Here is a 25,918-nt window from a genome sequence, read left to right as displayed (position 1 = left end):
GGTTATTCTCCCCGTGAGTCAGCGTTATCTTTCTTTTGCTGACGACCCAGTTCACGCACCGCCATCACGCTGACACCGGCAACCAGCCCAACCACACCGCCGAGCAAACCGATAGCGCCCGCAGAGACGTTGCCGCCCTCTTTAGCGTTAACATCCGGTTTCTGCGAACGCGGAGTCTGGTTTTCGACGTTGGCAAGCTGATGGATGCCTTTATGGAAGCCGATACCTTCTTCGTTACAGCCATAGCACGGGTGACCAATCGCCACCGGCCACACACCACCAACATCGCAGAATTGCAGCGTTGAGCAGTTGCCGTAAGTTTCTGGCCCTTTACAGCCGAGGTGGTACAGGCACCAGCCTTCGCGGTGGCCTTCATCACCGAACTCTTTGGCAAAACGACCAGCATCGAAGTGCGGGCGGCGTTCGCAGTGTTCGTGAATCAGACGGCCATAGGCGAAAGTCGGACGGTTTTTGTCATCCAGTTTCGGCGGTTTGCCGTAAGTGATGATGTGCGCAACGGTCGCGAGGAAGTTGTGCGGGTTCGGTGGGCAGCCCGGAATGTTGATAACGGTTTTGCCCGGTAGAACTTCTTGCAGGCTGACTGCGCCAGTTGGGTTAACTCCAGCTGCGGCAACACCGCCCCACGCAGAGCAGGAACCGATAGCGATAATGGCTGCTGCGCCTTCCGCCGCTTTGCGGATGTGATCCACAATCGGCTCACCGGCAACCATGCAATAAATACCGTTATCTTTTAATGGGATAGAACCATCCACCACTAACACATACTGCCCTTTGTACTTCTCGAGAGCGTTATGTTTGTTCTCTTCGACCTGATGACCGAAGGCGGCGGAAAGCACTTCGTGATACTCGAGAGAGATAGTCTCCAGCACGAGGTTTTCTACCGTTGGATGCGTTGCACGAAGCAGAGATTCCGTACAACCGGTGCACTCCTGCGCGCCAATCCAGATAACTGGCGGACGCTGCGGGTTAGTAACCGATTCGGCCATTTCTGCAGCGGCTTTGCTACTTAACCCCATGGTGGCGGCTAATGCTGCACAAAGCTTCATGAAATCACGACGGTTAATGCCGTGAGAATGGATGAGGGTGTTATCTCCAGTCATTTATAGTTATTCCGTTGCGAAGACCTGGCATATATTTTGCCTCAATCGCAAAATCAATAATGCGATCGATGCGCCATTTACCACACATTTATTATGGTTATCGATATCATGATACTGCGGCGGGGCACTAAAACGAAGGGAATAAGCATTAGTGTAATTAATTAAAGCAAGATAATACGTATGTTTGATCAATTTTCGAGGCGATAACCGGCCATAAAAAAGCGCAACGTAGAACAGGAATTATTCTCACGAAAGAAATCCATTACCATCTCTTTATCCAGTCCATAGCGGCGCGTCAGAATCCCCGCTTCCCAGGCGCTAAGCTGGCGATCTCCGGTCTTTTCGTACATCCGGTGTGAGTAGCCTAATACAAAACCGCGTTTATAATCGGCACAGTATTTTGTCACATTAACCGCACTGTCGGCATGCGTTGCTTTTAATCCCGCCATTAAGCCTTTACCAAAATGGTTATTCATCGTTCACCTCATTCGCTATATATTGTCATATATAGCGATATTTTAGGCAAAGAACGACTTTTGCGCACGCTATTTTTTCATGCTTGTTTAAGACGTAATCCCGTAAGAGATAAACCTATCAGGAGAGATATTTATCGAACCATTTCAGCGTCCTTTGCCAGGCAAGATCGGCGGCAGATTTGTCATAACGGGGCGTGGAATCATTATGGAATCCGTGATTAACCCCCGGATAGATATACGCCTCATAGACCTTATTATTGGCTTTCAACGCCGCCTCGTAAGCGGGCCAGCCCTCGTTGATTCGGGTATCCAGTTCCGCGTAGTGGAGCAGTAAAGGCGCTTCAATCTTCGCCACATCGGCAGTGGGTGCCTGACGACCATAAAACGGCACCGCGCAGGCCAGTTCCGGATACGCGACAGCCGCCGCGTTCGATACACCACCGCCATAGCAAAATCCGGTAATACCCACTTTGCCTGTCGCTTGCGGATAGCGTTGCATAAACTCAATTGCGGCAAAGAAATCATTCATCAGTTTGGTTGGATCAACCTGCTGTTGCAGCTCACGACCTTTATCATCATTACCCGGATAACCTCCAACGGAACTTAAGCCGTCAGGTGCCAGGGCGATATACCCCGCCTTAGCTACTCGCCGTGCCACATCTTCGATATACGGATTCAGTCCACGATTCTCATGCACCACCACCACGGCTGGCGTTTTGCCGCTCATCTTTGCGGGCTTCACCAGATAACCCCGTACCTCGCCGTGACCATTTGGCGAAGAATACGTGATGTACTCAGCAACAATTTCCGGGTCGGTAAACTCTACCTGAGTCGCCAGCGCATAATTTGGCTTGAGCAAATCAAACAACGCTAATGCCGTCATCCCGCCCACCGCATACTTCGCCGCAAGGTTGAGGAACTCACGTTTCGAAATTTTCCCGTGAGCGTAATAGTCGTAGTAATCCAGCAACTCTTGTGGGAAATCTTTAGCGGTCAGACGCGGCATCATTGCACTCCTCAATTGGTGTTTTTTTAAGCAAAGCATAAGCACGTGTTTTTGCCCAGTTTTTCGTCACACTGTGAGCGATGCTACGGGATCCCCCCTGGTAAATCGCTAAACTGGAAACATTGTTTCGAAATTGAATGGTGGAAAGGAGAGGTCATGGTCTGGTTAGCGAATCCCGAACGTTACGGGCAGATGCAATACCGCTATTGCGGAAAAAGCGGTTTACGCCTGCCCGCGTTATCGCTCGGTTTATGGCACAATTTCGGTCACGTTAACGCACTGGAATCACAGCGTGCGATCCTGCGCAAAGCGTTTGATTTGGGCATTACGCACTTTGATTTAGCCAACAATTACGGGCCGCCTCCAGGAAGCGCAGAAGAGAACTTTGGGCGCCTGCTGCGGGAGGATTTTGCCGCTTATCGCGATGAACTGATTATCTCTACCAAAGCCGGATACGATATGTGGCCCGGCCCGTACGGCTCTGGCGGCTCACGTAAATACCTGCTCGCCAGCCTCGACCAAAGCCTGAAGCGGATGGGGCTTGAGTATGTCGATATCTTTTACTCTCATCGCGTCGATGAAAATACGCCGATGGAAGAAACCGCCTCTGCGCTGGCTCATGCGGTACAAAGCGGTAAGGCGCTTTATGTCGGGATCTCCTCTTACTCGCCAGAGCGGACGCAAAAAATGGTCGAGTTGCTGCGCGAGTGGAAAATTCCGCTGTTAATTCATCAACCTTCGTACAATTTACTGAACCGCTGGGTGGATAAAAGCGGCCTGCTGGATACCCTGCAACATAACGGCGTGGGCTGCATTGCCTTTACTCCTCTGGCTCAGGGATTGCTGACCGGAAAATATCTCAACGGTATTCCGCAAGATTCACGGATGCATCGTGAAGGGAATAAAGTTCGTGGTCTGACGCCGAAAATGCTCACCGAAGCCAACCTCAACAGCCTGCGGTTATTGAATGAAATGGCACAGCAGCGTGGACAATCAATGGCGCAAATGGCGTTAAGCTGGTTGCTGAAAGATGAGCGAGTGACGTCGGTATTGATTGGTGCCAGCCGCGCGGAGCAACTTGAGGAGAACGTGCAGGCGCTGAATAATCTGACATTTAGCACCGAGGAGCTGGCGCAGATTGATCAGCATATCGCCGATGGCGAGCTGAATCTGTGGCAGGCGTCTTCCGATAAATGACCTGTTAATAACGGGCGCGAGAACCGCGCCCGAATCAGATCAGTGATTATGACGAGTCAGTCGGTCAAGATAGCCCATCACAAATGCAGAGAGCACAAACGTCAGATGGATAATGACGTACCACATCAGTTTGTTATCAGGGACATTTTTCGCATCCATAAAGACGCGCAGTAAGTGAATGGAAGAAATTGCCACAATCGACGCTGCTACTTTGTTTTTCAGCGACGTTGCGTCCATTTTCCCCAGCCAGTTCAGCTTCTCTTTGTTCTCGGAGATATCCAGCTGCGAGACGAAATTCTCATAACCGGAAAACATCACCATCACCAGCAAACCGCCAACTAGCGTCATATCCACCAGCGACAGCAACACGAGGATCAAATCTGATTCCGCCATCGAGAAGATATTCGGCAGTACGTGAATAATCTCCTGGAAGAACTTCAGCGCCAGAGCAACTAACGCCAGCGAAAGGCCAAAGTACACGGGGGCAAGCAGCCAGCGAGAAGCATACATTGCATTTTCAAGAAAACGTTCCATACATTCCTGTCGTGTAGTTAAAACGGGCAACAGTATATCGCAATTGAGTAAACAGCGCGCAACAGCAAATCAACATATCCGTTAAACCTTTGTCGCATAAATCCGAGGTTTAGGGATCTTCCTGGTTCCCTTATCAACGCATCGAGAGCGTCTACCCTTAAAGGACGTTGAACCTGAAGGGAGAAAAACAATGTCTCATTTAAAAGACCCGACCACGCAGTATTACACTGGTGAATATCCCAAACAGAAACAACCGACGCCAGGCATCCAGGCGAAAATGACACCGGTGCCGGATTGCGGCGAGAAATCCTATGTTGGTAGCGGTCGCCTGAAAGATCGTAAAGCACTGGTGACAGGGGGCGATTCCGGAATCGGTCGTGCTGCCGCCATCGCTTACGCGCGTGAAGGCGCTGACGTAGCGATCAGTTATCTTCCCGTGGAAGAAGAAGACGCTCAGGATGTGAAAAAGATCATTGAAGAATGCGGACGCAAAGCCGTCCTGCTGCCTGGCGATTTAAGCGATGAGAAGTTTGCCCGTTCGCTGGTTCACGAAGCGCATAAGGCGTTAGGCGGGCTGGATATTATGGCGCTGGTCGCCGGGAAACAGGTTGCTATTCCTGATATTGCAGACCTCACCAGCGAACAGTTTCAAAAGACGTTTGCCATTAACGTTTTCGCACTGTTCTGGCTCACCCAGGAAGCGATCCCCCTGCTACCGAAAGGTGCCAGTATCATCACCACTTCGTCAATCCAGGCATACCAGCCAAGCCCGCATTTACTGGACTATGCGGCTACGAAGGCGGCGATTCTGAACTACAGCCGAGGCCTGGCAAAACAGGTCGCGGAGAAAGGTATTCGGGTGAATATTGTTGCGCCAGGCCCGATCTGGACAGCACTGCAAATTTCCGGCGGACAAACGCAGGATAAGATCCCGCAGTTTGGTCAGCAAACACCAATGAAACGTGCAGGACAACCGGCGGAGCTGGCCCCAGTGTATGTTTATCTGGCAAGTCAGGAGTCGAGCTATGTCACTGCAGAAGTACACGGCGTGTGCGGCGGCGAACATTTAGGCTAAAAAAATGCCCGGTTGTATAAAGCCACCGGGCATCATCGTACTTTATAACTCTTGCCGGATGCGGCGTGAACGCCTTATCCGGCCTACAAATTCATGAAAATTCAATACGTTGCGATAGATTTTGTAGGCCTGATAAGCGTAGCGCATCAGGCAATTGTCTTTACTTCGCTTTGGCAGTTTCTTCGCCAACCAAACCTATCTTCAGGTAACCCGCCTGATGCAGCGTATCCATTACCTTCATCAACGTCTCGTAATCGACGGTTTTATCCGCACGGAAGAAGATAGTGGTGTCTTTCTTACCTTCGGTTAACGCATTCAGCGCTGTAACCATTGTTTCATCGGTGACCGGATCGTTACCGATAAACATCGAGTTGTCCGCCTTCACCGACAGATAAACCGGTTTTTCCGGACGAGGCTGCGGCGTGCTGGTAGAAGCAGGCAAGTTCACCTTCACATCTACCGTCGCTAACGGCGCTGCCACCATAAAGATAATCAGCAGAACCAACATCACGTCGATAAACGGCGTCACGTTGATATCATGCATTTCGCCGTTATCGTCAAGGTTTTCGTTAAGATGCATTGCCATCGGACATTATCCTGCGCGTAATTTTTGGGCGACACGAACCGGATGCGCAGCGGCGCTGGCTTCCAGATCCAGGTCACGACTTTGCAGCAACAATACCTGCGCTGCGACATCACCCAGCATCGCTTTAAAGCCGCCAATCTGACGTGCAAATACGTTATAGATAACGACCGCCGGAATCGCTGCCACGAGGCCGATTGCCGTTGCTAACAGAGCTTCTGCGATACCCGGCGCAACGACAGCCAGATTAGTGGTCTGCGTTTGCGCAATACCGATAAAGCTGTTCATGATGCCCCAGACCGTACCAAAGAGGCCCACAAACGGCGAAATCGCGCCGATGGTTGCAAGGTAGCCGTTACCGCGGCCCATTTGACGACCCACTGCAGCGACCCGACGCTCCAGACGGAAGCTGGTACGTTCTTTAATACCTTCGTTATCGTCGCTGCCTTCTGACAGTTCCAGCTCATCCTGCGCTTCATTGAGCAAATGCAGGCTTAAGCTTTTGCTACCAAAATCAGCGGCGATATCGTTGGCCTGGTTCAAGGAACGCGCTTGGGCCAGCAGTTGCTGTTCGCGTTTCAGGCGACGCTTCTGATTGAAGAACTCAACGCTCTTACTGAAGAAGATTGCCCAGGTGACTACGGACGCCAAAATAAGCCCAATCATCACGCACTTAACGACAATATCGGCGTGCTGATACATACCCCAGACGGAAAGATCCGTCTGCATTAAATTATTACCCACTGTGTATCTCCAGGACGCAAATCACAAAATCTGCGCATAATAATATCAAAACGACGTCGAATTGATAGTCGTTCTCATTACTATTTGCATACTGCCGTACCTTTGTTTTCTTTTCCTTGCGTTTACGCAGTAAAAAAGTCACCAGCACGCCATTTGCGAAAATTTTCTGCTTTATGCCAATTCTTCAGGATGCGCCCGCGAATATTCATGCTAGTTTAGACATCCAGACGTATAAAAACAGGAATCCCGAGATGGCGGACAAAAAGCTTGATACTCAACTGGTGAACGCAGGACGCAGCAAAAAATACACTCTCGGCGCGGTAAATAGCGTGATTCAGCGCGCTTCTTCGCTGGTCTTTGACAGTGTGGAAGCCAAAAAACACGCGACGCGCAATCGCGCCAATGGCGAGTTGTTTTATGGACGGCGCGGAACGTTAACCCATTTCTCCTTACAAGAAGCGATGTGCGAACTGGAAGGTGGCGCAGGCTGCGTGCTGTTCCCCTGCGGGGCGGCGGCGGTTGCTAATTCTATTCTTGCTTTTGTCGAACAGGGCGATCATGTGTTGATGACCAACACCGCCTATGAACCGAGTCAGGATTTCTGTAGCAAAATCCTCAGCAAACTGGGCGTAACGACATCGTGGTTTGATCCGCTGATTGGCGCAAATATCGTTAAACATGTGCAGCCAAACACTAAAATCGTGTTTCTGGAATCCCCAGGCTCCATCACCATGGAAGTCCACGACGTTCCGGCGATTGTTGCCGCCGTGCGCAGTGTGGTGCCGGATGCCATCATTATGATCGATAACACCTGGGCGGCCGGTGTGCTGTTTAAGGCGCTGGATTTTGGCATCGATGTTTCCATTCAGGCCGCTACCAAATATCTGGTGGGGCATTCAGATGCGATGATTGGCACTGCCGTGTGCAATGCCCGTTGCTGGGAGCAGCTGCGGGAGAATGCCTATCTGATGGGCCAGATGGTTGATGCCGATACCGCCTATATAACCAGCCGTGGCCTGCGCACTTTGGGTGTTCGCCTGCGTCAACATCATGAAAGCAGTCTGAAAGTGGCTGAATGGCTGGCAGAACATCCGCAAGTAGCGCGAGTTAACCACCCTGCTCTGCCTGGCAGTAAAGGTCACGAATTCTGGCAACGAGACTTTACAGGCAGCAGCGGGTTATTTTCCTTCGTGCTTAAGAAAAAACTCAATGCTGAAGAGCTGGCGAACTATCTGGATAACTTCAGTTTATTCAGCATGGCCTACTCGTGGGGCGGGTATGAATCGTTGATCCTGGCAAATCAACCAGAACATATCGCCGCCATTCGTCCACAAGGCGAGATCGATTTTAGCGGGACCTTGATTCGCCTGCATATTGGTCTGGAAGATGTCGACGATCTGATTGCCGATCTGGACGCCGGTTTTGCGCGAATTGTATAACATTGCCACTTTTGGACAATTTTGCAGACATTTAATTGTGAAAAGTCTTAAATTGTTGCGTCCGGGATCAAGGCGTCCCGGGTGATTCAGGAGTACAATAGGCAGATAAAGGCTTAAACGCTGTTCCACAGGAAAGTCCATGGCTGTTATTCAAGATATCATCGCTGCGCTCTGGCAACACGACTTTGCCGCGCTGGCGGATCCTCATATTGTTAGCGTTGTTTACTTTGTCATGTTTGCCACGCTGTTTTTAGAAAACGGCCTGCTGCCCGCCTCATTTTTGCCAGGCGACAGCTTGTTGATACTGGCAGGCGCATTGATTGCCCAGGGGGTTATGGATTTTCTGCCAACGATTGCGATTCTGACCGCCGCAGCAAGTTTGGGCTGCTGGTTAAGTTATATTCAGGGGCGCTGGTTAGGGAATACTAAAACGGTGAAAGGCTGGCTGGCACAGCTTCCTGCCAAATATCACCAGCGTGCTACCTGTATGTTTGACCGTCACGGTCTGCTGGCGCTGCTGGCTGGACGTTTTCTCGCATTTGTCCGTACGCTGTTGCCAACCATGGCGGGTATTTCCGGTCTGCCAAACCGCCGCTTCCAGTTTTTCAACTGGCTAAGCGGATTGCTGTGGGTCAGCGTAGTAACCAGTTTCGGCTATGCCTTAAGCATGATTCCGTTCGTTAAACGGCATGAAGATCAGGTAATGACATTCCTGATGATCCTGCCGATTGCCTTGTTAACTGCAGGCTTGTTAGGCACGCTGTTTGTGGTGATTAAAAAGAAATACTGTAACGCCTGACAATTTCCCCCGTTCCCGGTTGCGGTACCGGGAACGCATTTAACTCCCCTGCATCGCCCGCATTCTTGCCGCATCCTCCCCCGGTGTCACACCAAAGTAACGTTTAAACTCACGGCTAAATTGCGACGCGCTTTCGTAGCCGACGCGCATCGCTGCTGCACTGGCCTTCATGCCGTCGTGGATAATCATCATCCGCGCCTTATGCAGACGGTAATTCTTCAAATACTGCAACGGGGAGGTGCTAGTGACAGACTTAAAATTATGGTGGAACGCCGATACGCTCATGTTGGCTTCTGCCGCCAGTTGCTCGACGCTCAGGTTTTCGGTGTATTTATTCTCAATTCGTTTCAGCACACGACTAATCAGGCTGAAGTGGGTCTGACGGCTGACCAGCGCCAGTAACGCGCCACCGCAAGGTCCGGTCAGCACGTAGTACAGAATTTCGCGGATGATCTGTTTGCCGAGAATACGCGCATCCAGCGGTCGCTCCATCACGTCGAGTAACCGCTCCGCCGCGCATAAAATCTCTTCTGATAACGTGGCAGAGTTAATCCCGCTGGCTGCCATCGACGGCTGGAAATACTCATCTTCGCCAATGTCCATCAACAGTTCCTGTAACTGCAAAATATCGACATTGAGACGCAACCCTGCCAGCGGTACCTCTGACGTGGCATAAGTTTCGCACTCAAACGGCAACGGCACCGTCAGCAGCAGATATTCATTGGCATCATAACGAAACACGCGTTCATTGATATAACCGATTTTATGCCCAGAAAAGAGAATTATGATGCCAGGCTCGTACATCACCGGCGTACGTGCGAAAGGCGTCTCGCCATACAACAAACGCACATCGGGCAACAGCTCTGACAAACTATTTTCTTTATTTTTCAGTTTATTAACTTTATCCGCCAGCAAGCGGCAAATCTCTTCACGTTTCATATCGCGTAATTTCTTAGGAATAATGTGGCAATTTGATTGTGCGCAATTTTGTAGCATTTCTCCAGCACTCTGGAGAAATAGGCAAGACATTGGCAGAAATGAGCATTGAGAGGTACGGCGCTGGCGACCACAATGAAAAACATCAGGCAGACCGATCTCTGCCCTCATATTGACCCAGCAAAGGGAGCAAGTAATGAACAACTTTAATCTGCACACCCCAACCCGCATTCTGTTTGGTAAAGGCGCAATCGCTGGTTTACGCGAGCAAATTCCTCACGATGCACGCGTATTGATTACCTACGGCGGCGGCAGCGTGAAAAAAACCGGCGTTCTCGATCAAGTTCTGGATGCCCTGAAAGGCATGGACGTGCTGGAATTTGGCGGTATTGAGCCAAACCCGGCTTATGAAACGCTGATGAATGCCGTGAAACTGGTTCGCGAACAGAAAGTAACCTTCCTGCTGGCGGTTGGCGGCGGTTCTGTACTGGACGGCACCAAATTTATCGCTGCGGCGGCTAACTATCCAGAAAATATCGATCCGTGGCACATTCTGCAAACGGGCGGTAAAGAGATTAAAAGCGCTATCCCGATGGGCTGTGTGCTGACGCTGCCAGCGACCGGTTCAGAATCCAACGCAGGTGCGGTCATCTCCCGTAAAACTACAGGCGACAAGCAGGCGTTCCATTCTGCCCATGTTCAGCCGGTATTTGCCGTGCTCGATCCGGTTTATACCTACACTCTGCCGCCGCGTCAGGTGGCTAACGGTGTAGTGGATGCCTTTGTGCACACCGTGGAACAGTATGTTACAAAACCGGTTGATGCCAAAATTCAGGACCGTTTCGCAGAAGGCATTTTGCTGACGCTGATCGAAGATGGTCCGAAAGCCCTGAAAGAGCCAGAAAACTACGATGTACGCGCCAACGTTATGTGGGCGGCGACTCAGGCGCTGAACGGTTTAATTGGCGCAGGTGTACCCCAGGATTGGGCAACGCATATGCTGGGCCACGAACTGACTGCGATGCACGGTCTGGATCACGCGCAAACGCTGGCTATCGTCCTGCCTGCACTGTGGAATGAAAAACGCGATACCAAGCGCGCTAAGCTGCTGCAATATGCTGAACGCGTCTGGAACATCACAGAAGGTTCCGACGATGAGCGTATTGACGCCGCGATTGCCGCAACCCGCAATTTCTTTGAGCAATTAGGCGTGCCGACCCACCTCTCCGACTACGGTCTGGACGGCAGCTCCATCCCGGCTTTGTTGAAAAAACTGGAAGAGCACGGTATGACCCAACTGGGCGAAAATCATGACATTACGCTGGATGTCAGCCGCCGCATATACGAAGCCGCCCGCTAAGCTTTTTACGCCTCAAACTTTCGTTTTCGGGCATTTCGTCCAGACTTAAGTTCACAACACCTCACCGGAGCCTGCTCCGGTGAGTTCATATAAAGGAGGAACGTATGGCTAATCCAACCGTTATTAAGCTACAGGATGGCAATGTCATGCCCCAGTTGGGACTGGGCGTCTGGCAAGCAAGTAATGAGGAAGTAATCACTGCCATTCAAAAAGCGTTAGACGTGGGTTATCGCTCGATTGATACCGCCGCGGCCTATAAGAACGAAGAAGGTGTCGGCAAAGCCCTGAAAAATGCCTCAGTTAACAGAGAAGAACTGTTCATCACCACTAAACTTTGGAACGACGACCACAAGCGCCCCCGCGAAGCCCTGCTCGACAGCCTGAAAAAACTCCAGCTTGATTATGTCGACCTTTACTTAATGCACTGGCCCGTTCCTGCTATCGACCATTATGTCGAAGCATGGAAAGGCATGATCGAATTGCAAAAAGAGGGATTAATCAAAAGCATCGGCGTGTGCAACTTCCAGATCCATCACTTGCAACGCCTGATTGATGAAACTGGCGTGACGCCGGTGATAAACCAGATTGAACTCCACCCGCTGATGCAGCAACGCCTGCTTCACGCCTGGAACGCGACACACAAAATCCAGACCGAATCCTGGAGCCCATTAGCGCAAGGTGGGAAAGGCGTTTTCGATCAGAAAGTCATTCGCGATCTGGCAGATAAATACGGCAAAACCCCGGCGCAGATTGTTATCCGCTGGCATCTGGATAACGGCCTGGTGGTGATCCCGAAATCGGTCACACCTTCACGTATTGCCGAAAACTTTGATGTCTGGGATTTCCGTCTCGACAAAGACGAGCTAGGTGAAATTGCCAAACTCGACCAGGGCAAACGCCTCGGCCCCGATCCCGACCAGTTCGGCGGCTAACGCGCAAATTCTTCCGGTGGCGGTAATGTTCCGCTACCGGACTTTTCAGAAATCATTTATTCCCCTCGCGTCACGCCCATTGTTACTCTTCCTTGTTCAGGAATGCCAAATATAAGGACATCATCATGCAGAGCCGGAAGCTCTTAAAGGAACAACTCATTTACATCCGGGATGAACGCAACGGAGAGGTGAAAAACAGATGAAAATAATACTTCTGTTTTTAGCAGCCCTGGCAAGTTTTACCGTACACGCACAGCCTCCCTCACAGACCGTAGAACAAACAGTCCGGCAGATTTATCAGAACTATAAATCAGATGCCAGTACGCCTTATTTTGGTGAAACCGGAGAGCGAGCGATAACTTCTGCGCGTATTCAACAGGCGCTTACCCTGAACGACAATCTTACGCTGCCGGGCAATATTGGCTGGCTGGATTATGATCCGGTTTGTGATTGTCAGGATTTTGGCGATCTGGTGTTAGAAAGCGTAGCGATAACCCAACCTGACGCCGATCATGCCGATGCCGTTGTGCGCTTTCGTATCTTTAAAGACGATAAAGAAAAGACCACGCAGACACTGAAAATGGTGGCGGAAAATGGTCGTTGGGTCATTGACGATATTGTCAGCAATCATGGCAGCGTCTTACAAGCAATTAATAGCGAGAATGAAAAAACGCTGGCCGCTATAGCTTCGTTGCAAAAAGAACAGCCGGAAGCCTTTGTTGCCGAACTCTTTGAACATATTGCTGATTATAGCTGGCCGTGGACGTGGGTGGTTTCCGACTCTTACCGCCAGGCGGTCAATGCCTTCTATAAAACCACCTTCAAGACTGCCAACAATCCCGATGAAGATATGCAAATAGAACGGCAATTTATTTACGACAATCCGATCTGTTTTGGCGAAGAGTCGCTATTTTCACGCGTTGATGAAATCCGTGTCCTGGAGAAAACCGCCGATTCCGCCCGCATTCATGTTCGTTTTACGCTGACCAATGGCAACAACGAAGAGCAAGAACTGGTTTTACAGCGGCGCGAAGGTAAGTGGGAAATCGCTGATTTTATCCGCCCGAACAGCGGCAGCCTACTTAAGCAAATTGAGGCAAAAACCGCAGCCAGATTAAAGCAATGAGCTGAATTAAATAACAATTAGCCGGAACAATAAATAAAAGGGAACACTATATGAAAACGATTTTCACCGTGGGAGCTGTTGTTCTGGCAACCTGCTTGCTCAGTGGCTGCGTCAATGAGCAAAAGGTCAATCAGCTGGCGAGCAATGTGCAAACATTAAATGCCAAAATCGCCCGGCTTGAGCAGGATATGAAAGCATTACGCCCGCAAATCTATGCGGCAAAATCCGAAGCTAACAGAGCCAATACGCGTCTTGACGCCCAGGACTATTTCGATTGCCTGCGCTGCTTACGTATGTATGCGGAATGACGGTTCTGGAATTCAAAATGAACAAACTTATCTTATCCATTCCGCTGGCGCTGTGTCTGGTTGGCTGTACCAGCAATGCCAAAATTGAACGCCTGGAACATGATATACAGGCATTGAATAACAAAATTAATCAACTGCAACAGGATATTGACGCCCTGCGTCCGGAAATTCAGCAAGTTAAAGACGAAACAGCAAGAGCGCATTACCGCTTAGACGTTCGTAACAGTCCTTTCAAACCAAGATTATAAATTTCCCGGCAGCATCATTGCTGCCGGGCACACTTCACTTAACGACCTGCCGCCGCTTTAGGGCGTTTCTTCGCGCCAGCATTCTGCGGGCGAGATTGCGTAGACGGCGCTTTTTTTGCCGTAGCAGGCGTCTGACGCTGGGTCGCCATCGGCGTATGTTTCGTCAACGCCGGACGGGTATTGCGGTTCTGACGGCGAGCTTCACGCATCTCGTCAATGGTCGGCGCAGGCACTAAGCAATCGCGACGACTGCCAATCAGATGCTTTTTGCCCATCGCTTCCAGCGCCTGGCGGATTAACGGCCAGTTTGCCGGATCGTGGTAACGCAACAACGCTTTATGCAGGCGACGCTGCTTGTCGCCCTTCGGTACAAAGACGTCTTCGCTCTTATAGCCAATCTTCGCCAGCGGGTTTTTGCCGGTGTAATACATAGTGGTCGAGTTAGCCAGCGGCGACGGGTAGAAGTTCTGTACCTGGTCGAGGCGGAAGCGATGTTTCTTCAGCCACAACGCCAGATTCACCATATCTTCATCGCGCGTACCGGGGTGCGCGGAGATGAAATACGGGATCAGATACTGCTCTTTCCCCGCCTGTTTCGAGTAGGTATCGAACAGTTCTTTAAAGCGGTCATAGCTACCCATGCCCGGCTTCATCATCTTCGACAACGGCCCTTCTTCGGTATGTTCCGGGGCGATCTTCAGATAACCGCCGACGTGATGGGTCGCCAGCTCTTTAATATAGCGCGGATCTTCTACGGCGATGTCATAACGTACGCCTGAGGCAATCAGGATCTTTTTAATACCTTTCAGATCGCGCGCGCGGCGATAGAGGTTGATCGTTGGTTCGTGGTTAGTGTCCATATGCGGACAAATATCCGGGTAAACGCATGACAAGCGACGGCAGGTCTGCTCGGCGCGCGGCGATTTGCAGCGCAACATATACATGTTGGCAGTTGGGCCGCCGAGATCGGAAATCACGCCCGTAAAACCTGGAACGGTGTCGCGGATCGCCTCAATCTCATTGATGATCGAATCTTCGGAACGGCTCTGAATAATGCGCCCTTCATGCTCGGTAATAGAGCAGAAAGAACAGCCGCCAAAGCAGCCACGCATAATGTTGACCGAGAAACGGATCATTTCGTAAGCCGGAATACGGGCATCACCGTAAGCCGGATGCGGCACGCGCTTGTACGGCAGCGCAAAGACGCTGTCCATCTCTTCGGTGGAAAGCGGGATGGCAGGCGGGTTGATCCACACATAGCGGTCGCCATGTTTTTGCATCAATGCTCGGGCGCAGCCAGGGTTGGTTTCGTGGTGCAGAATGCGCGAAGCATGGGCGTACAGCACTTTATCGCCCTTCACTTTCTCGAAAGAAGGCAGCAATACGTAAGTTTTTTCCCACGGTTTCGGGCGCGGCGGCTGCACGGTTACGGCTTTCGCTTCCTGCTTTTTCGGGGCCACCGGTTTGTTATCCGCGCACGGCAAATCTTCGCCATACGGATGCGGGATCGGGTCGATTTTCCCAGGGGTATCAAGACGGGTGGAATCCACGCCGCTCCAGCCAGGCAGTGCCTCTTTCACGATAATCGCGGTATTACGCACATCGCGGATTTCGTTAATCGGCTCGCCCATCGCCAGACGATGCGCCACTTCCACCAGCGGACGTTCGCCGTTACCAAACATCAGCATGTCGGCTTTCGAATCCACCAGCACGGAACGGCGCACGGTGTCAGACCAGTAATCATAATGCGCGGTACGACGCAGGCTGGCTTCGATACCGCCAAGGATCACCGGCACATCTTTCCACGCCTCTTTACAGCGCTGGGTATAAACCAGCGTGGCGCGATCCGGGCGCTTGCCCGCGACGTTATCCGGAGTGTAAGCGTCGTCATGACGCAAACGGCGATCGGCGGTGTAACGGTTGATCATTGAGTCCATGTTGCCCGCGGTAACACCGAAAAACAGATTCGGTTTACCCAGACGCATGAAATCGTCTTTGCTGCTCCAGTCCGGTTGGGCGATGATCCCAACGCGAAAGCCCTGCGCTTCAAGCATACGACCGCAAATCGCCATCCCGAAGCTGGGGTGATCGACATACGCGTCGCCAGTAACCAAAATGATGTCGCAGCTATCCCAGCCAAGTTGATCCATCTCTTCACGAGACATCGGCAAAAACGGTGCCGGTCCAAAACAGGCGGCCCAGTACTGCGGCCAGGAGAACAGGTCGCGATCCGGTTGGATCAGGGAGATAGAGCTCATTTTGCTTCCAGAAATGATAAAAAAATAATCAAAGGCCGGGGATTATAAGCCGGAACGAAAGAGAAATCGAAAAGTATTCCATACTCGCCCTCTCGGGCGAGTATGGCGATTACGGTACCGGATTGACCAACAATTGCCCAATCGAGCCACGGTCCGCCATTTCCAGCGTCTGACTGTTGAAGTAGAACGGGAAGTGCGCCCAGGAAGGCTGACCGAAATAAACAAGCAGCTCCACTTGTCCGTCAACCCAAACGGTATCTTTCCAGCCTCTGTCTTCCGGGAACGGCATCGCGCCATTCACGTTACGGATCTGGAACATCACGCCTTCAATATGGAACGCTTGCGGCTCGTCCGCGCGTACCGTCCAGCGTTCCCACGTTCCTTGCTGCGCGGTGACATCAATACGGTTGACGTCCCACAGCTGCCCATTGATACCCGGGTCATCACCCAGACTGATATCGCGACTGCGAATCGGCGAACCGGCCATAATTTCAGTTGGCAGCAGGCGCATCGGCAGGCTGTCAGTAACCAGCGGCAGTAGCCCGGTTGGGCGCAACGTGAGCACCAGCGTAGAAACCAGAATGCTGGATGGCTCAAAGAAGCCACGAATACGATCAACAATGCTCGCCGCTTCGCCACAGGTGATCGACACTTCATCACCGTTGCTCATATCCACCAGAATCTCGCGGCGCTCGCCCGGTGCCAGCGAAAGTTGCTTCACCGATACAGGAGCAGGCAAGAATCCCTGATCGCCAGAAATCACATGTAACGGGCGACCATCGCTCATCTGTAGTTGATAGCGACGAGAGTTCGACGCGTTCAACAGACGCAAGCGCACCCAGCCACGCGAGACTTCAACGTACGGGCTTTGTACACCGTTGACCAGCAGCGTATCTCCAACAAAGCCGCCGCTTCCCGGTTCGTTGTATTCTGGCGTACCAAAGTTATCCAGCCGTTTATCCTGGATAATGACCGGAAAATCATCCACACCATAATGGTTGGGGATAGGCAGCGACTTGCTGACTTCATCTTCCACCAGCCACATTCCGGCAAGGCCATTATAGACCTGCTGAGCCGTGCGATTGGGGGTATTAGCGTGATACCACAATGTCGCTGCGTTCTGGCGAATGGGTAATACGGGTGCCCAGTCAGCGTTTGGCGACATCATCCGTGCCGGACCGCCCATCAGCGGGCCAGGCACCTGTAAACCAGACACCGTCATTGAGACATTTTCTGTCAGGCGGTTACTGTAGATCAGCTTAACATCATCGCCCTTCCAGACGCGGATAGTCGGCCCCAGGTAACGACCATTGATTCCCCAGACCGATGCGCGCGTTCCTGGCGTAAATGACCAGTGCGCACGTTGTACAGTCATAAACAGCGGTTGCCCACGGCGAGATTCAAGCAGCGGCGGAACGGGTAGCGGTTGCTGTTGCCCGGCTGCGCTGGCCTTCAGGGGAACAACGCCTGCACAAAGTGCAATCCCCGATGCCTGAATGAACTGACGCCGACTGAGTGACATATTTGCTCCATGTAAAACTGGCTAAAGTAATACCGTGCAGGAAAGTGTTCCCGCAAAAATACAGATTGCCGACTTAAACTCTTCCGGCGGCTTCGCGTTCTGCGACTTCTTTATCGAGCTCAGCGATTTTTTGTTCCATTATCGAACGACAATGGGCAGCCAACTCGCGAACCTGGTCTTTACCATACTGACTCACGTCAATTGGCGGCAGCATTTCGACAATAACCAAGCCGTTGTGCAGTCGATTAAGATTAATCTTATTCGAAGTTGTAGAGACGCACACGGGAATAATCGGGACGCCTGCCGCAATTGCCGCGTGAAATGCCCCGGTCTTGAACGGCAGCAGGCCGCGACCACGGCTGCGGGTACCTTCCGGGAACATCCAGATGGAAATACGGCGTTTTTTGAAGTGATTCACTACTTCTGCAATGGTGCCGTGAGCTTTAGTGCGGTTATTTCTGTCGATCAATAAGTTGCCGGTTAGCCAGTACAACTGACCAAAGAAGGGGATCCACAGCAAACTCTTTTTACCTACCGTCACCGTCGGCGGTTGCACGATGTTCGATGCTGTCACCATGTCATAGTTGTTCTGGTGGTTAGCAATATAAATAGCATTGCCGTAGCTTTCAGCATCTGCAGGTTTGCGACACTCAACTTTCAGGCCAAACAGCGGCGCAAGACGACCAAACATATGCCCAAAGGTGGCTACATGTTTCGGGTTACGCGGGCTGAAAAGGCAGTAAATGGAGCCGAATACACAGACTAAGATGCTGTAAATCACGGTAATAATAAGACGAAAGATATATAGCATAACACCCTCTGAAGGTCTGAGAGACTGGCATTGTACGTCACCTGAAATCAGGTTAGGGCATTGTTAAAAGCCGCTCTCTGGAAAAGCGTATTGTTAATCGCAACGCATGAATAAACAACGGTTTCAAGGGAATTTTTATCGTTTCCGGGGGTTGAATATGCTGCCGGATGACGACTTAACGTTTCATCCGGCGTTCCTTGCAAGCGGGAGGAAGCAATACCCTCCCCGGCATACTACTCTTCGCTATCGCCGCTGCTGGCGCGGCGAGGAGAGTCGATCTCGACACGATCGATACGCTGCAAACCGCGCATCAACGTACCGCGGCGTCCACGTTCGCCAGTGACTTTCTGTAGCTCTTCCGGACGCAGTTTAATTTTGCGTTTCCCAACATGAATGGTCAGCGTGCTTTGCGGCGGCAGAACGTACAGTTGCGCCAGACCATCCTCGCCACGCGCGGCTTCTGCCGACGGAATGTTGATAATCTTGTTGCCTTTGCCCTTCGACAGCTGCGGCAGATCGCTTACCGGGAACATCAACATACGGCCTGCCTGAGTGATTGCCAGCAGCATATCGGAAGCATCTTCAATCACCACCGGCGGCATAACATGGGCATTTTCCGGTAAGGTGATCAAAGCCTTACCTGCACGGTTACGCGCCACCAGATCGTTAAAGGTACAGACGAAACCGTAACCCGCATCGGAAGCCATCAGCAGTTTCTGATCGTCGCTTTCCATCAGCATATGGTCAACGGTCGCCCCAGGCGGCAACGTTAATTTGCCGGTGAGCGGTTCGCCCTGACCACGCGCCGACGGCAGCGTAATCGGGTCGATGGCATAGCTACGACCGGTGGAATCAACAAACACTACCGGTTGGTTACTCTTGCCTTTCACCGCTGCTTTGAAACTATCACCCGCTTTATAATTCAGGCCCGGCGCGTCGATGTCATGGCCTTTAGCGCTGCGTACCCAGCCCATCTGCGACAGCACAATGGTGACAGGTTCAGACGGCAACATGTCGTGCTCGCTCATCGCTTTCGCTTCTTCGCGTTCCTGCAACGGCGAACGACGATCGTCACCGTAGGCTTGCGCGTCTGCCTGCAGTTCTTTCTTCAGCAGGTTATTCATTTTACGCTCGGAAGCCAAAATGCCCTGCAACTGGTCGCGCTCTTTTTCCAGCTCACTCTGCTCACCGCGAATCTTCATCTCTTCCAGTTTGGCGAGATGACGCAGTTTCAGTTCGAGGATCGCTTCCGCCTGAGTTTCCGTGAGGCCAAAGCGCGACATCAGCGCCGGTTTCGGTTCATCTTCATTGCGAATGATCTCAATCACTTCGTCGATATTGAGAAACGCCACCAGCAAACCTTCCAGAATATGCAGGCGCTTGAGGACTTTCTCCAGACGATAGTTCAGTCGGCGGCGCACGGTATCGCGGCGGAACACCAGCCATTCGGAGAGAATTTCCAGCAGGTTTTTCACCGCCGGACGACCATCCAGACCGATCATATTGAGGTTAATACGATAGCTCTTTTCCAGATCGGTGGTTGCGAAGAGGTGGTTCATCACCTGATCCATATCCACGCGGTTGGAACGCGGCACAATCACCAGACGGGTCGGATTCTCGTGGTCAGATTCATCGCGCAGATCGTCAACCATCGGCAGCTTTTTGTTGCGCATTTGCGCAGCAATTTGCTCCAGTACGCGCGCACCAGAAACCTGATGCGGCAATGCGCTGATAACCACCGCCCCATCTTCTTTCTTCCACACCGCGCGCATACGCACAGAACCACGACCATTTTCGTAGATTTTACGGATCTCGGCACGCGAGGTGATGATTTCCGCTTCGGTCGGATAATCCGGCCCCTGCACGATATCCAGCAGCTGGTCGAGCGTGGTTTTCGGCTGGTCGATTAACGCGATTGCTGCCTGAGCCACTTCACGCAGGTTATGCGGTGGAATATCGGTCGCCATACCGACGGCAATACCGGTGGTGCCGTTAAGCAAAATGTTCGGCAAACGGGCAGGTAGCATTTTCGGCTCCTGCAAAGTGCCGTCGAAGTTTGGCACCCAGTCAGCCGTCCCCTGCCCCAGCTCGCTCAATAGCAGCTCGGAATATTTCGACAACCGGGATTCGGTGTAACGCATTGCTGCGAACGATTTCGGATCGTCCGGCGCGCCCCAGTTCCCCTGACCATCAACCAGCGGATAACGGTAAGAGAACGGCTGCGCCATCAGGACCATCGCTTCATAACAAGCGCTATCGCCGTGCGGATGGTATTTACCCAGTACGTCACCGACGGTACGGGCCGATTTTTTAAATTTGGCGCTGGCATTCAGGCCCAGCTCAGACATCGCATACACAATGCGGCGCTGAACAGGTTTCAGACCATCACCAATAAACGGCAACGCACGGTCCATGATTACGTACATGGAGTAATTTAAGTAGGCGTTTTCCGTAAATTCATGTAGCGCAAGGCGCTCTGCCATATCGCTCATTAATTCTGATTCCTCAACTTATTCGCCAGCCTTCAAAGGGGCAATATTGCCGGAGATACTACATTATCTGCCGCGTCGAGTCACAGGAGATCAGCGTGAATAGCGCCGCCGGACGTGCTCCGACGGCGATAAAGGCATCAATGTGCCTTGATATACAACTCTTTGCTGTAGACATAATCCTGCGGATTATGCAGCGGAAAACCGCCAACGTAGGGTTTAAGCAGTTTGATTAACGGCTGATAGTAGATGGGAATGAGCGGTACCTGCTGGTTGATGATCACTTCTGCCTGCTGATACAACGCATTACGCTTTGTCGCATCAGTGATCTGCGTGGCCTGGTTTAGTAAGGCGTCATACTGCGCATTTTTCCAGTGACCGACGTTTTCTTCACTATCGCTTTTGAGCGTGTTCAGAAAGCTGGAAGCATCATTGTACGTCGCATCCCACGACTGCCGAGACAGCATGAAATCCCCGGTTCGTCGGGCATCAAGATAGGTTTTCCACTCCATTGTGCGCAGCGTCACCTGTGCACCCAGCCATTTTTTCCATTCGGAAGACAACGCTATCGCGGTTTTTTCATGCAGATCGTACTTGTTGTAGAACAGCTCAAAGCGTAGCGGATGAGAGGCGTCGTATCCCGCCTGTTTCAGCAAGGCTTTTGCCATCGCGACACGCTCACTCATTGGCTTTTGCAGTTCATCGAACGTCGTCGCGCTAAAGCCTTTTACCTCTGGCGGCGTCAGCGTGGTTGCGGGCGTTCTCAACCCCAGTACCTTTTGCGCAATAAGCTGTCGATCAACCGTAAGATATAGCGCCCGACGCACCCGCACATCGTTAAATGGCGGTTTCTCAAGGTTAAAGTTGTAATATTCGCTGTTCAGACGCGGGATAATTCGTAGCTCGCCAGGCAGTGATTTTTCAATGGCAGGAATTTGCTGCGCCGGAACCCAGGTGAGATCGACCTCTCCCGCGCGATAGCGGTTATAGCCGGTGACCGAATTATCCAGCGCCAGATACTCAACCTGTTGCAATACCGTATGTTGCGCATCGCGGTACTTTGGATTTTTGCGTGCAGTAATCTTTTCGTTAACTACCCATTTATCAAGCACAAAGGCACCGTTGTAAACCATATGCGCAGGCTTACTCCAGCTATCGCCATATTTCGCGATTACATGATGGGGAACCGGGAACAGCGTCGGCCAGGCGAGCATCGTCGTGAACCAAGGAACCGGCTGCTCAAGCGTAACTTCAATAGTACGATCATCCATCGCTTTGACACCCAGCGATGTAACATCTGCTTTACCCGCAACAATAGCCGCGGCATTGTTAATGTGCGCCTGTGCCAGATAGCCAGCAAAAGGGCTTGCCGTTTTCGGGTCAACCGCGCGCTGCCAGCCGAGGACAAAATCCTCTGCCGTCAGAGGCTGACCGTCTGACCACTGCAAACCTCTACGCAGATGGAAAATATAGCGCTTGCCGCCGTCCAGTATCTCCCAGCGTTCAGCCTGAGCGGGCTGCACCTGGCCTTCACCGTCCATCCATACCAGACCTTCAAACAGATCCAGCACAATCTGCGCGGCAGTATTCTCCTCCACCTTTTGCGGGTCGAGCGTACCTGGGTCGCTATGATTGTTGTAACGAAAGACTTGTTGCGGGGCGAGCGGTGTGTTGGCGGGAACGTCAGCATCGTAGAGAGGAGCCGCACTTACCAGGCTGACCAGCCATAATAAATTTCGCGTATACATGGTATTCCTTACCGGAGAAATTATAAGCCCAATAACAATACGCCTGTGGCATTGTTCGCTCAAACTTATCGCGAGTGATTTGGCTCACACTCCGGTAAAGATTCTTCATCACGCCAACGGCACATAAACATCCGTTTCCAGTCGCTGCTCTGTTACCCCTTCGGCAAGATTGGTGTAGTGAAACAGAATCGGTGCTTTACGCATTTTCTCGCCGCTTGCAGGCAGCCAGTGGCGAATGATGCCCCATACCGTATGTGAAATATCGTCCAGCTCGCCAACGTGGCGGGCCACGGCATAACGTCCACCGGTAAGTTCACCATTACTCACGCCATAACGATTATCGGGAATCGGTTCGTTAACGCTGCCGCAGATATCAAAGCGAAACGCTTCCGGTACGGTGGTGGCAGGGTCATCCCAGGCGACACCAAAAGTCTGGCTTTGGTTAACAGGAGAAAGCCCCGTTTCTTTACGCCACATGATAAATTTCGCCACGCTGTAGTTGAGCAATTCAGGGCTACAGCGATGTGGCAACATCGCCACAGGGATTGATGGGAAATCGATAATATTTACATCCAGTGTCAGGTTTTTCATTTTGCCTCCCTGCGAAATTATTCCCGGGAACGTGTCCCGGGAGCGCTAACAATTACGGATTTACTTTGCGGATCTGTTTGACGTCAATTTCAACAGAGTTCCAGTCTTTATCGACTTCACCCTGAATCTCAACGGTATCTTTCGGGGTCACCGTCACGCCGTTCCAGCGTTTGTGGTCGATATCAACATTGATAGTACCGCTGGCATCTTTGAACACGTAGAGATCGTCAGAGATACGTTCAACGATATTGCCGCGCAGGGTGACCCAGGTGTCATCACGCAGGGATTTTGCGCTTTCTACGGTCGTTACGCTGCCATTCGGCCCCTGGAATCCTCCGGCCTGACTTTGTGTTGCCGATGGACCAGAAAAACCGCCCTGCTCTGCTGCCATCACCGGTGCACTGCACAGGGCCATTACTGCGATTACTGCTGCGAATTTTTTCATGTTTATTACTCCCTTTAATGTCTGTTTTCGAGCATTTAACAAGATAGTCCTTAACAACTTCTTAAGGGAAAAAAATAAAATTTAGTGCTGTACAGAGCGCGTTACAACACGGTTTACTGGCAGCAAATATGGTTATCGCAGGGATGAAAAAATGCGAATTTTACTGATAGAAGATGACATGCTGATTGGCGACGGCATCAAAACGGGCCTTAGTAAAATGGGTTTTAGCGTCGACTGGTTTACCCAAGGTCGTCAGGGAAAAGAGGCGCTTTATAGCGCACCTTATGATGCGGTAATCCTGGATTTAACCTTACCGGGCATGGATGGTCGCGATATTTTGCGCGAATGGCGAGAAAAAGGTCAGCGTGAGCCGGTACTGATCCTGACCGCGCGCGATGCGCTGGCGGAACGTGTAGAAGGGCTGCGTCTGGGAGCTGACGATTATCTGTGTAAACCTTTTGCGTTGATAGAAGTCGCCGCCAGGCTGGAAGCTCTGATGCGCCGAACCAACGGCCAGGCCAGCAACGAGCTGCGCCACGGTAACGTCATGCTCGACCCCGGCAAACGTATCGCCACGCTGGCTGGCGAACCCTTAACGCTGAAACCAAAAGAATTTGCCCTGCTGGAATTACTGATGCGTAACGCTGGTCGAGTACTGCCGCGCAAACTGATTGAAGAGAAACTGTATACCTGGGACGAAGAGGTCACCAGTAATGCCGTTGAAGTGCATGTGCATCATCTGCGACGCAAACTCGGTAGTGATTTTATTCGTACCGTGCATGGTATTGGCTACACATTAGGTGAGAAATGAAATTTACCCAACGTCTTAGTCTGCGAGTCAGGCTGACGCTAATCTTTTTAATTCTGGCCTCGGTAACCTGGCTGCTTTCCAGCTTTGTCGCCTGGAAACAAACAACGGATAACGTCGATGAGTTGTTCGACACCCAACTGATGCTGTTTGCCAAACGGTTAAGTACGCTCGATCTCAACGAAATCAACGCGGCGGATCGCATGGCACAGACGCCAAATAAATTAAAACACGGTCATGTTGATGACGATGCGCTGACCTTTGCCATCTTTACCCACGACGGCAGAATGGTGCTTAACGATGGGGATAACGGAGAAGATATTCCCTATAGCTATCAACGGGAAGGTTTTGCTGACGGGCAACTGGTGGGCGATAAAGATCCCTGGCGTTTTGTCTGGATGACCTCACCAGATGGCAAATATCGCATCGTTGTTGGTCAGGAATGGGAATACCGTGAAGACATGGCGCTGGCGATTGTTGCCGGGCAATTGATCCCGTGGCTTGTCGCACTGCCGATTATGTTAATCATCATGATGGTACTACTGGGTCGTGAACTCGCGCCGCTGAACAAACTGGCGCTGGCACTACGTATGCGTGACCCTGACTCGGAAAAACCACTAAACGCGACGGGCGTACCCAGCGAAGTGCGTCCACTGGTTGAGTCGTTGAATCAACTGTTCGCCCGCACACATGCGATGATGGTTCGTGAACGACGCTTTACCTCCGACGCAGCTCACGAACTTCGTAGCCCGTTAACGGCGCTGAAAGTGCAAACCGAAGTTGCGCAGCTCTCTGACGATGATCCGCAGGCGCGGAAAAAAGCGCTGCTTCAATTACATTCCGGAATCGATCGTGCTACTCGTCTGGTTGATCAACTGCTCACGCTATCGCGGCTGGACTCACTGGATAACCTTCAGGACGTCGCGGAGATCCCGCTTGAAGATCTCCTGCAATCGTCGGTGATGGATATTTACCACACGGCGCAGCAGGCGAAAATTGACGTGCGACTGACACTCAATGCCCACGGCATCAAACGCACCGGACAACCGCTATTGCTAAGTTTGTTGGTGCGAAATTTGCTGGATAACGCCGTGCGCTACAGTCCACAAGGTAGCGTGGTGGACGTCACGCTGAATGCCGATAATTTCATCGTGAGGGATAACGGCCCCGGTGTGACACCAGAGGCACTGGCGAGAATTGGCGAACGCTTCTATCGCCCACCCGGACAAACCGCTACCGGCAGTGGACTTGGGCTTTCAATTGTCCAGCGAATCGCCAAGCTGCATGGCATGAATGTTGAGTTTGGGAATGCGGAACAAGGTGGATTTGAGGCGAAAGTAAGCTGGTAACTTCTCTGTCTAT

The 25,918-nt window shown here is 51.7% G+C and carries 25 protein-coding genes; 11 read left to right on the top strand and 14 right to left on the bottom strand.

Annotated features, from left to right (window positions below):
• Positions 1-2: 2 nt before the first annotated feature.
• The 3 genes from hybO to yghX form a co-directional block, all read right to left on the bottom strand.
• Complete coding sequence (gene hybO / locus HEN33_RS00195) at positions 3-1,121, bottom strand: hydrogenase 2 small subunit (RefSeq protein WP_000145410.1); 1,119 nt, start codon at positions 1,119-1,121, stop codon at positions 3-5.
• A 188-nt stretch (positions 1,122-1,309) separates the two neighbouring features.
• Positions 1,310-1,597, bottom strand: a complete 288-nt coding sequence (gene yghW, locus HEN33_RS00190) for a DUF2623 family protein YghW (protein WP_001059139.1) — start codon at positions 1,595-1,597, stop codon at positions 1,310-1,312.
• Positions 1,598-1,715: 118 nt separating this feature from the next.
• The gene (gene yghX / locus HEN33_RS00185; protein WP_001360974.1) at positions 1,716-2,603 is read right to left on the bottom strand and encodes a YghX family hydrolase; all 888 of its coding nucleotides are present in this window, start codon (positions 2,601-2,603) and stop codon (positions 1,716-1,718) included.
• 156 nt (positions 2,604-2,759) lie between these two features.
• Between yghX and gpr the strand changes: the two genes are divergently transcribed.
• On the top strand, positions 2,760-3,800 hold the full coding sequence (gene gpr, locus HEN33_RS00180) for an L-glyceraldehyde 3-phosphate reductase (RefSeq protein WP_000262163.1): 1,041 nt from the start codon (positions 2,760-2,762) through the stop codon (positions 3,798-3,800).
• A 39-nt stretch (positions 3,801-3,839) separates the two neighbouring features.
• Here gpr and HEN33_RS00175 read toward each other — a convergent pair whose 3' ends face one another.
• Complete coding sequence (locus tag HEN33_RS00175; protein ID WP_000439331.1) at positions 3,840-4,334, bottom strand: TIGR00645 family protein; 495 nt, start codon at positions 4,332-4,334, stop codon at positions 3,840-3,842.
• Between the two features lie 190 nt (positions 4,335-4,524).
• On the opposite strand from HEN33_RS00175, the gene yghA reads away from it, so the two are divergent.
• On the top strand, positions 4,525-5,409 hold the full coding sequence (gene yghA / locus HEN33_RS00170) for an NADP(+)-dependent aldehyde reductase (protein ID WP_176263721.1): 885 nt from the start codon (positions 4,525-4,527) through the stop codon (positions 5,407-5,409).
• Positions 5,410-5,569: 160 nt separating this feature from the next.
• Here yghA and exbD read toward each other — a convergent pair whose 3' ends face one another.
• Entirely contained in the window at positions 5,570-5,995 is a 426-nt protein-coding gene (exbD, locus tag HEN33_RS00165; protein WP_001240714.1) for a TonB system transport protein ExbD, read from the bottom strand.
• A 6-nt stretch (positions 5,996-6,001) separates the two neighbouring features.
• Positions 6,002-6,736 carry a tol-pal system-associated acyl-CoA thioesterase gene (gene exbB, locus HEN33_RS00160; protein ID WP_000527851.1) on the bottom strand — a complete coding sequence of 245 codons (735 nt, stop codon included), beginning with the start codon at positions 6,734-6,736 and terminating at the stop codon, positions 6,002-6,004.
• A gap of 251 nt (positions 6,737-6,987) precedes the next feature.
• On the opposite strand from exbB, the gene metC reads away from it, so the two are divergent.
• Positions 6,988-8,175, top strand: a complete 1,188-nt coding sequence (gene metC, locus HEN33_RS00155; RefSeq protein ID WP_176263720.1) for a cystathionine beta-lyase — start codon at positions 6,988-6,990, stop codon at positions 8,173-8,175.
• A 139-nt stretch (positions 8,176-8,314) separates the two neighbouring features.
• The gene (yghB, locus tag HEN33_RS00150; protein ID WP_000268419.1) at positions 8,315-8,974 is read left to right on the top strand and encodes a DedA family general envelope maintenance protein YghB; all 660 of its coding nucleotides are present in this window, start codon (positions 8,315-8,317) and stop codon (positions 8,972-8,974) included.
• A 39-nt stretch (positions 8,975-9,013) separates the two neighbouring features.
• Here yghB and yqhC read toward each other — a convergent pair whose 3' ends face one another.
• Complete coding sequence (yqhC, locus tag HEN33_RS00145) at positions 9,014-9,913, bottom strand: AraC family transcriptional regulator (protein ID WP_203219654.1); 900 nt, start codon at positions 9,911-9,913, stop codon at positions 9,014-9,016.
• A 193-nt stretch (positions 9,914-10,106) separates the two neighbouring features.
• Between yqhC and yqhD the strand changes: the two genes are divergently transcribed.
• The 5 genes from yqhD (at position 10,107) to HEN33_RS00120 (ending at position 13,884) form a co-directional block, all read left to right on the top strand.
• Positions 10,107-11,270 (top strand): alcohol dehydrogenase, encoded by a 1,164-nt coding sequence (gene yqhD / locus HEN33_RS00140; RefSeq protein ID WP_001058802.1) that lies wholly within the window; start codon positions 10,107-10,109, stop codon positions 11,268-11,270.
• Positions 11,271-11,374: 104 nt separating this feature from the next.
• A complete protein-coding gene (gene dkgA, locus HEN33_RS00135; RefSeq protein WP_176263718.1) occupies positions 11,375-12,202 on the top strand; it encodes a 2,5-didehydrogluconate reductase DkgA in 828 nt (275 codons plus the stop codon).
• 199 nt (positions 12,203-12,401) lie between these two features.
• On the top strand, positions 12,402-13,328 hold the full coding sequence (locus tag HEN33_RS00130; protein WP_176263717.1) for a YbjP/YqhG family protein: 927 nt from the start codon (positions 12,402-12,404) through the stop codon (positions 13,326-13,328).
• A 50-nt stretch (positions 13,329-13,378) separates the two neighbouring features.
• Positions 13,379-13,636, top strand: a complete 258-nt coding sequence (gene yqhH, locus HEN33_RS00125; protein ID WP_000848528.1) for a lipoprotein YqhH — start codon at positions 13,379-13,381, stop codon at positions 13,634-13,636.
• A gap of 17 nt (positions 13,637-13,653) precedes the next feature.
• Positions 13,654-13,884 carry an LPP leucine zipper domain-containing protein gene (locus tag HEN33_RS00120; protein WP_176263716.1) on the top strand — a complete coding sequence of 77 codons (231 nt, stop codon included), beginning with the start codon at positions 13,654-13,656 and terminating at the stop codon, positions 13,882-13,884.
• 38 nt (positions 13,885-13,922) lie between these two features.
• On the opposite strand, the gene HEN33_RS00115 is transcribed toward HEN33_RS00120, so the two are convergent.
• The 7 genes from HEN33_RS00115 to ygiW form a co-directional block, all read right to left on the bottom strand.
• Positions 13,923-16,142 (bottom strand): YgiQ family radical SAM protein, encoded by a 2,220-nt coding sequence (locus HEN33_RS00115; RefSeq protein WP_176263715.1) that lies wholly within the window; start codon positions 16,140-16,142, stop codon positions 13,923-13,925.
• 109 nt (positions 16,143-16,251) lie between these two features.
• Complete coding sequence (gene ftsP, locus HEN33_RS00110) at positions 16,252-17,664, bottom strand: cell division protein FtsP (protein ID WP_088541756.1); 1,413 nt, start codon at positions 17,662-17,664, stop codon at positions 16,252-16,254.
• 73 nt (positions 17,665-17,737) lie between these two features.
• Positions 17,738-18,475 carry a 1-acylglycerol-3-phosphate O-acyltransferase gene (gene plsC / locus HEN33_RS00105; RefSeq protein ID WP_000965713.1) on the bottom strand — a complete coding sequence of 246 codons (738 nt, stop codon included), beginning with the start codon at positions 18,473-18,475 and terminating at the stop codon, positions 17,738-17,740.
• A 233-nt stretch (positions 18,476-18,708) separates the two neighbouring features.
• On the bottom strand, positions 18,709-20,967 hold the full coding sequence (gene parC / locus HEN33_RS00100) for a DNA topoisomerase IV subunit A (protein ID WP_001281881.1): 2,259 nt from the start codon (positions 20,965-20,967) through the stop codon (positions 18,709-18,711).
• Between the two features lie 137 nt (positions 20,968-21,104).
• Entirely contained in the window at positions 21,105-22,712 is a 1,608-nt protein-coding gene (locus tag HEN33_RS00095; RefSeq protein WP_176263714.1) for an ABC transporter substrate-binding protein, read from the bottom strand.
• A 108-nt stretch (positions 22,713-22,820) separates the two neighbouring features.
• The gene (locus tag HEN33_RS00090) at positions 22,821-23,303 is read right to left on the bottom strand and encodes an AraC family transcriptional regulator (protein WP_000793821.1); all 483 of its coding nucleotides are present in this window, start codon (positions 23,301-23,303) and stop codon (positions 22,821-22,823) included.
• A gap of 52 nt (positions 23,304-23,355) precedes the next feature.
• The gene (gene ygiW / locus HEN33_RS00085) at positions 23,356-23,748 is read right to left on the bottom strand and encodes an OB fold stress tolerance protein YgiW (RefSeq protein WP_000712658.1); all 393 of its coding nucleotides are present in this window, start codon (positions 23,746-23,748) and stop codon (positions 23,356-23,358) included.
• A gap of 151 nt (positions 23,749-23,899) precedes the next feature.
• Here ygiW and qseB point away from each other — a divergent pair, with 151 nt between their 5' ends.
• On the top strand, positions 23,900-24,559 hold the full coding sequence (qseB, locus tag HEN33_RS00080) for a quorum sensing response regulator transcription factor QseB (RefSeq protein WP_001221493.1): 660 nt from the start codon (positions 23,900-23,902) through the stop codon (positions 24,557-24,559).
• Positions 24,556-25,905 (top strand): quorum sensing histidine kinase QseC, encoded by a 1,350-nt coding sequence (gene qseC / locus HEN33_RS00075; RefSeq protein ID WP_000673345.1) that lies wholly within the window; start codon positions 24,556-24,558, stop codon positions 25,903-25,905. The genes qseB and qseC overlap by 4 nt, the downstream gene beginning before the upstream one ends.
• Positions 25,906-25,918: the final 13 nt, after the last annotated feature.

Source organism: Escherichia sp. 94.0001, from assembly GCF_013369155.2.
GTDB classification, from domain to species: Bacteria; Pseudomonadota; Gammaproteobacteria; order Enterobacterales; family Enterobacteriaceae; genus Escherichia; species Escherichia coli_F.
Note: the sequence above shows the minus strand (reverse complement) of the source record. Positions and strands in the feature narration are given on the sequence as shown.

Bases quoted from the DNA above. Each gene is read 5' to 3' on its own strand.
- hybO (WP_000145410.1), bottom strand. From the start codon at position 1,121: ATGACTGGAGATAACACCCTCATCCATTCTCACGGCATTAACCGTCGT.
- yghW (WP_001059139.1), bottom strand. From the start codon at position 1,597: ATGAATAACCATTTTGGTAAAGGCTTAATGGCGGGATTAAAAGCAACG.
- yghX (WP_001360974.1), bottom strand. From the start codon at position 2,603: ATGCCGCGTCTGACCGCTAAAGATTTCCCACAAGAGTTGCTGGATTAC.
- gpr (WP_000262163.1), top strand. From the start codon at position 2,760: ATGGTCTGGTTAGCGAATCCCGAACGTTACGGGCAGATGCAATACCGC.
- HEN33_RS00175 (WP_000439331.1), bottom strand. From the start codon at position 4,334: ATGGAACGTTTTCTTGAAAATGCAATGTATGCTTCTCGCTGGCTGCTT.
- yghA (WP_176263721.1), top strand. From the start codon at position 4,525: ATGTCTCATTTAAAAGACCCGACCACGCAGTATTACACTGGTGAATAT.
- exbD (WP_001240714.1), bottom strand. From the start codon at position 5,995: ATGGCAATGCATCTTAACGAAAACCTTGACGATAACGGCGAAATGCAT.
- metC (WP_176263720.1), top strand. From the start codon at position 6,988: ATGGCGGACAAAAAGCTTGATACTCAACTGGTGAACGCAGGACGCAGC.
- yghB (WP_000268419.1), top strand. From the start codon at position 8,315: ATGGCTGTTATTCAAGATATCATCGCTGCGCTCTGGCAACACGACTTT.
- yqhC (WP_203219654.1), bottom strand. From the start codon at position 9,913: ATGAAACGTGAAGAGATTTGCCGCTTGCTGGCGGATAAAGTTAATAAA.
- yqhD (WP_001058802.1), top strand. From the start codon at position 10,107: ATGAACAACTTTAATCTGCACACCCCAACCCGCATTCTGTTTGGTAAA.
- dkgA (WP_176263718.1), top strand. From the start codon at position 11,375: ATGGCTAATCCAACCGTTATTAAGCTACAGGATGGCAATGTCATGCCC.
- HEN33_RS00130 (WP_176263717.1), top strand. From the start codon at position 12,402: ATGAAAATAATACTTCTGTTTTTAGCAGCCCTGGCAAGTTTTACCGTA.
- yqhH (WP_000848528.1), top strand. From the start codon at position 13,379: ATGAAAACGATTTTCACCGTGGGAGCTGTTGTTCTGGCAACCTGCTTG.
- HEN33_RS00120 (WP_176263716.1), top strand. From the start codon at position 13,654: ATGAACAAACTTATCTTATCCATTCCGCTGGCGCTGTGTCTGGTTGGC.
- HEN33_RS00115 (WP_176263715.1), bottom strand. From the start codon at position 16,142: ATGAGCTCTATCTCCCTGATCCAACCGGATCGCGACCTGTTCTCCTGG.
- ftsP (WP_088541756.1), bottom strand. From the start codon at position 17,664: ATGTCACTCAGTCGGCGTCAGTTCATTCAGGCATCGGGGATTGCACTT.
- plsC (WP_000965713.1), bottom strand. From the start codon at position 18,475: ATGCTATATATCTTTCGTCTTATTATTACCGTGATTTACAGCATCTTA.
- parC (WP_001281881.1), bottom strand. From the start codon at position 20,967: ATGAGCGATATGGCAGAGCGCCTTGCGCTACATGAATTTACGGAAAAC.
- HEN33_RS00095 (WP_176263714.1), bottom strand. From the start codon at position 22,712: ATGTATACGCGAAATTTATTATGGCTGGTCAGCCTGGTAAGTGCGGCT.
- HEN33_RS00090 (WP_000793821.1), bottom strand. From the start codon at position 23,303: ATGAAAAACCTGACACTGGATGTAAATATTATCGATTTCCCATCAATC.
- ygiW (WP_000712658.1), bottom strand. From the start codon at position 23,748: ATGAAAAAATTCGCAGCAGTAATCGCAGTAATGGCCCTGTGCAGTGCA.
- qseB (WP_001221493.1), top strand. From the start codon at position 23,900: ATGCGAATTTTACTGATAGAAGATGACATGCTGATTGGCGACGGCATC.
- qseC (WP_000673345.1), top strand. From the start codon at position 24,556: ATGAAATTTACCCAACGTCTTAGTCTGCGAGTCAGGCTGACGCTAATC.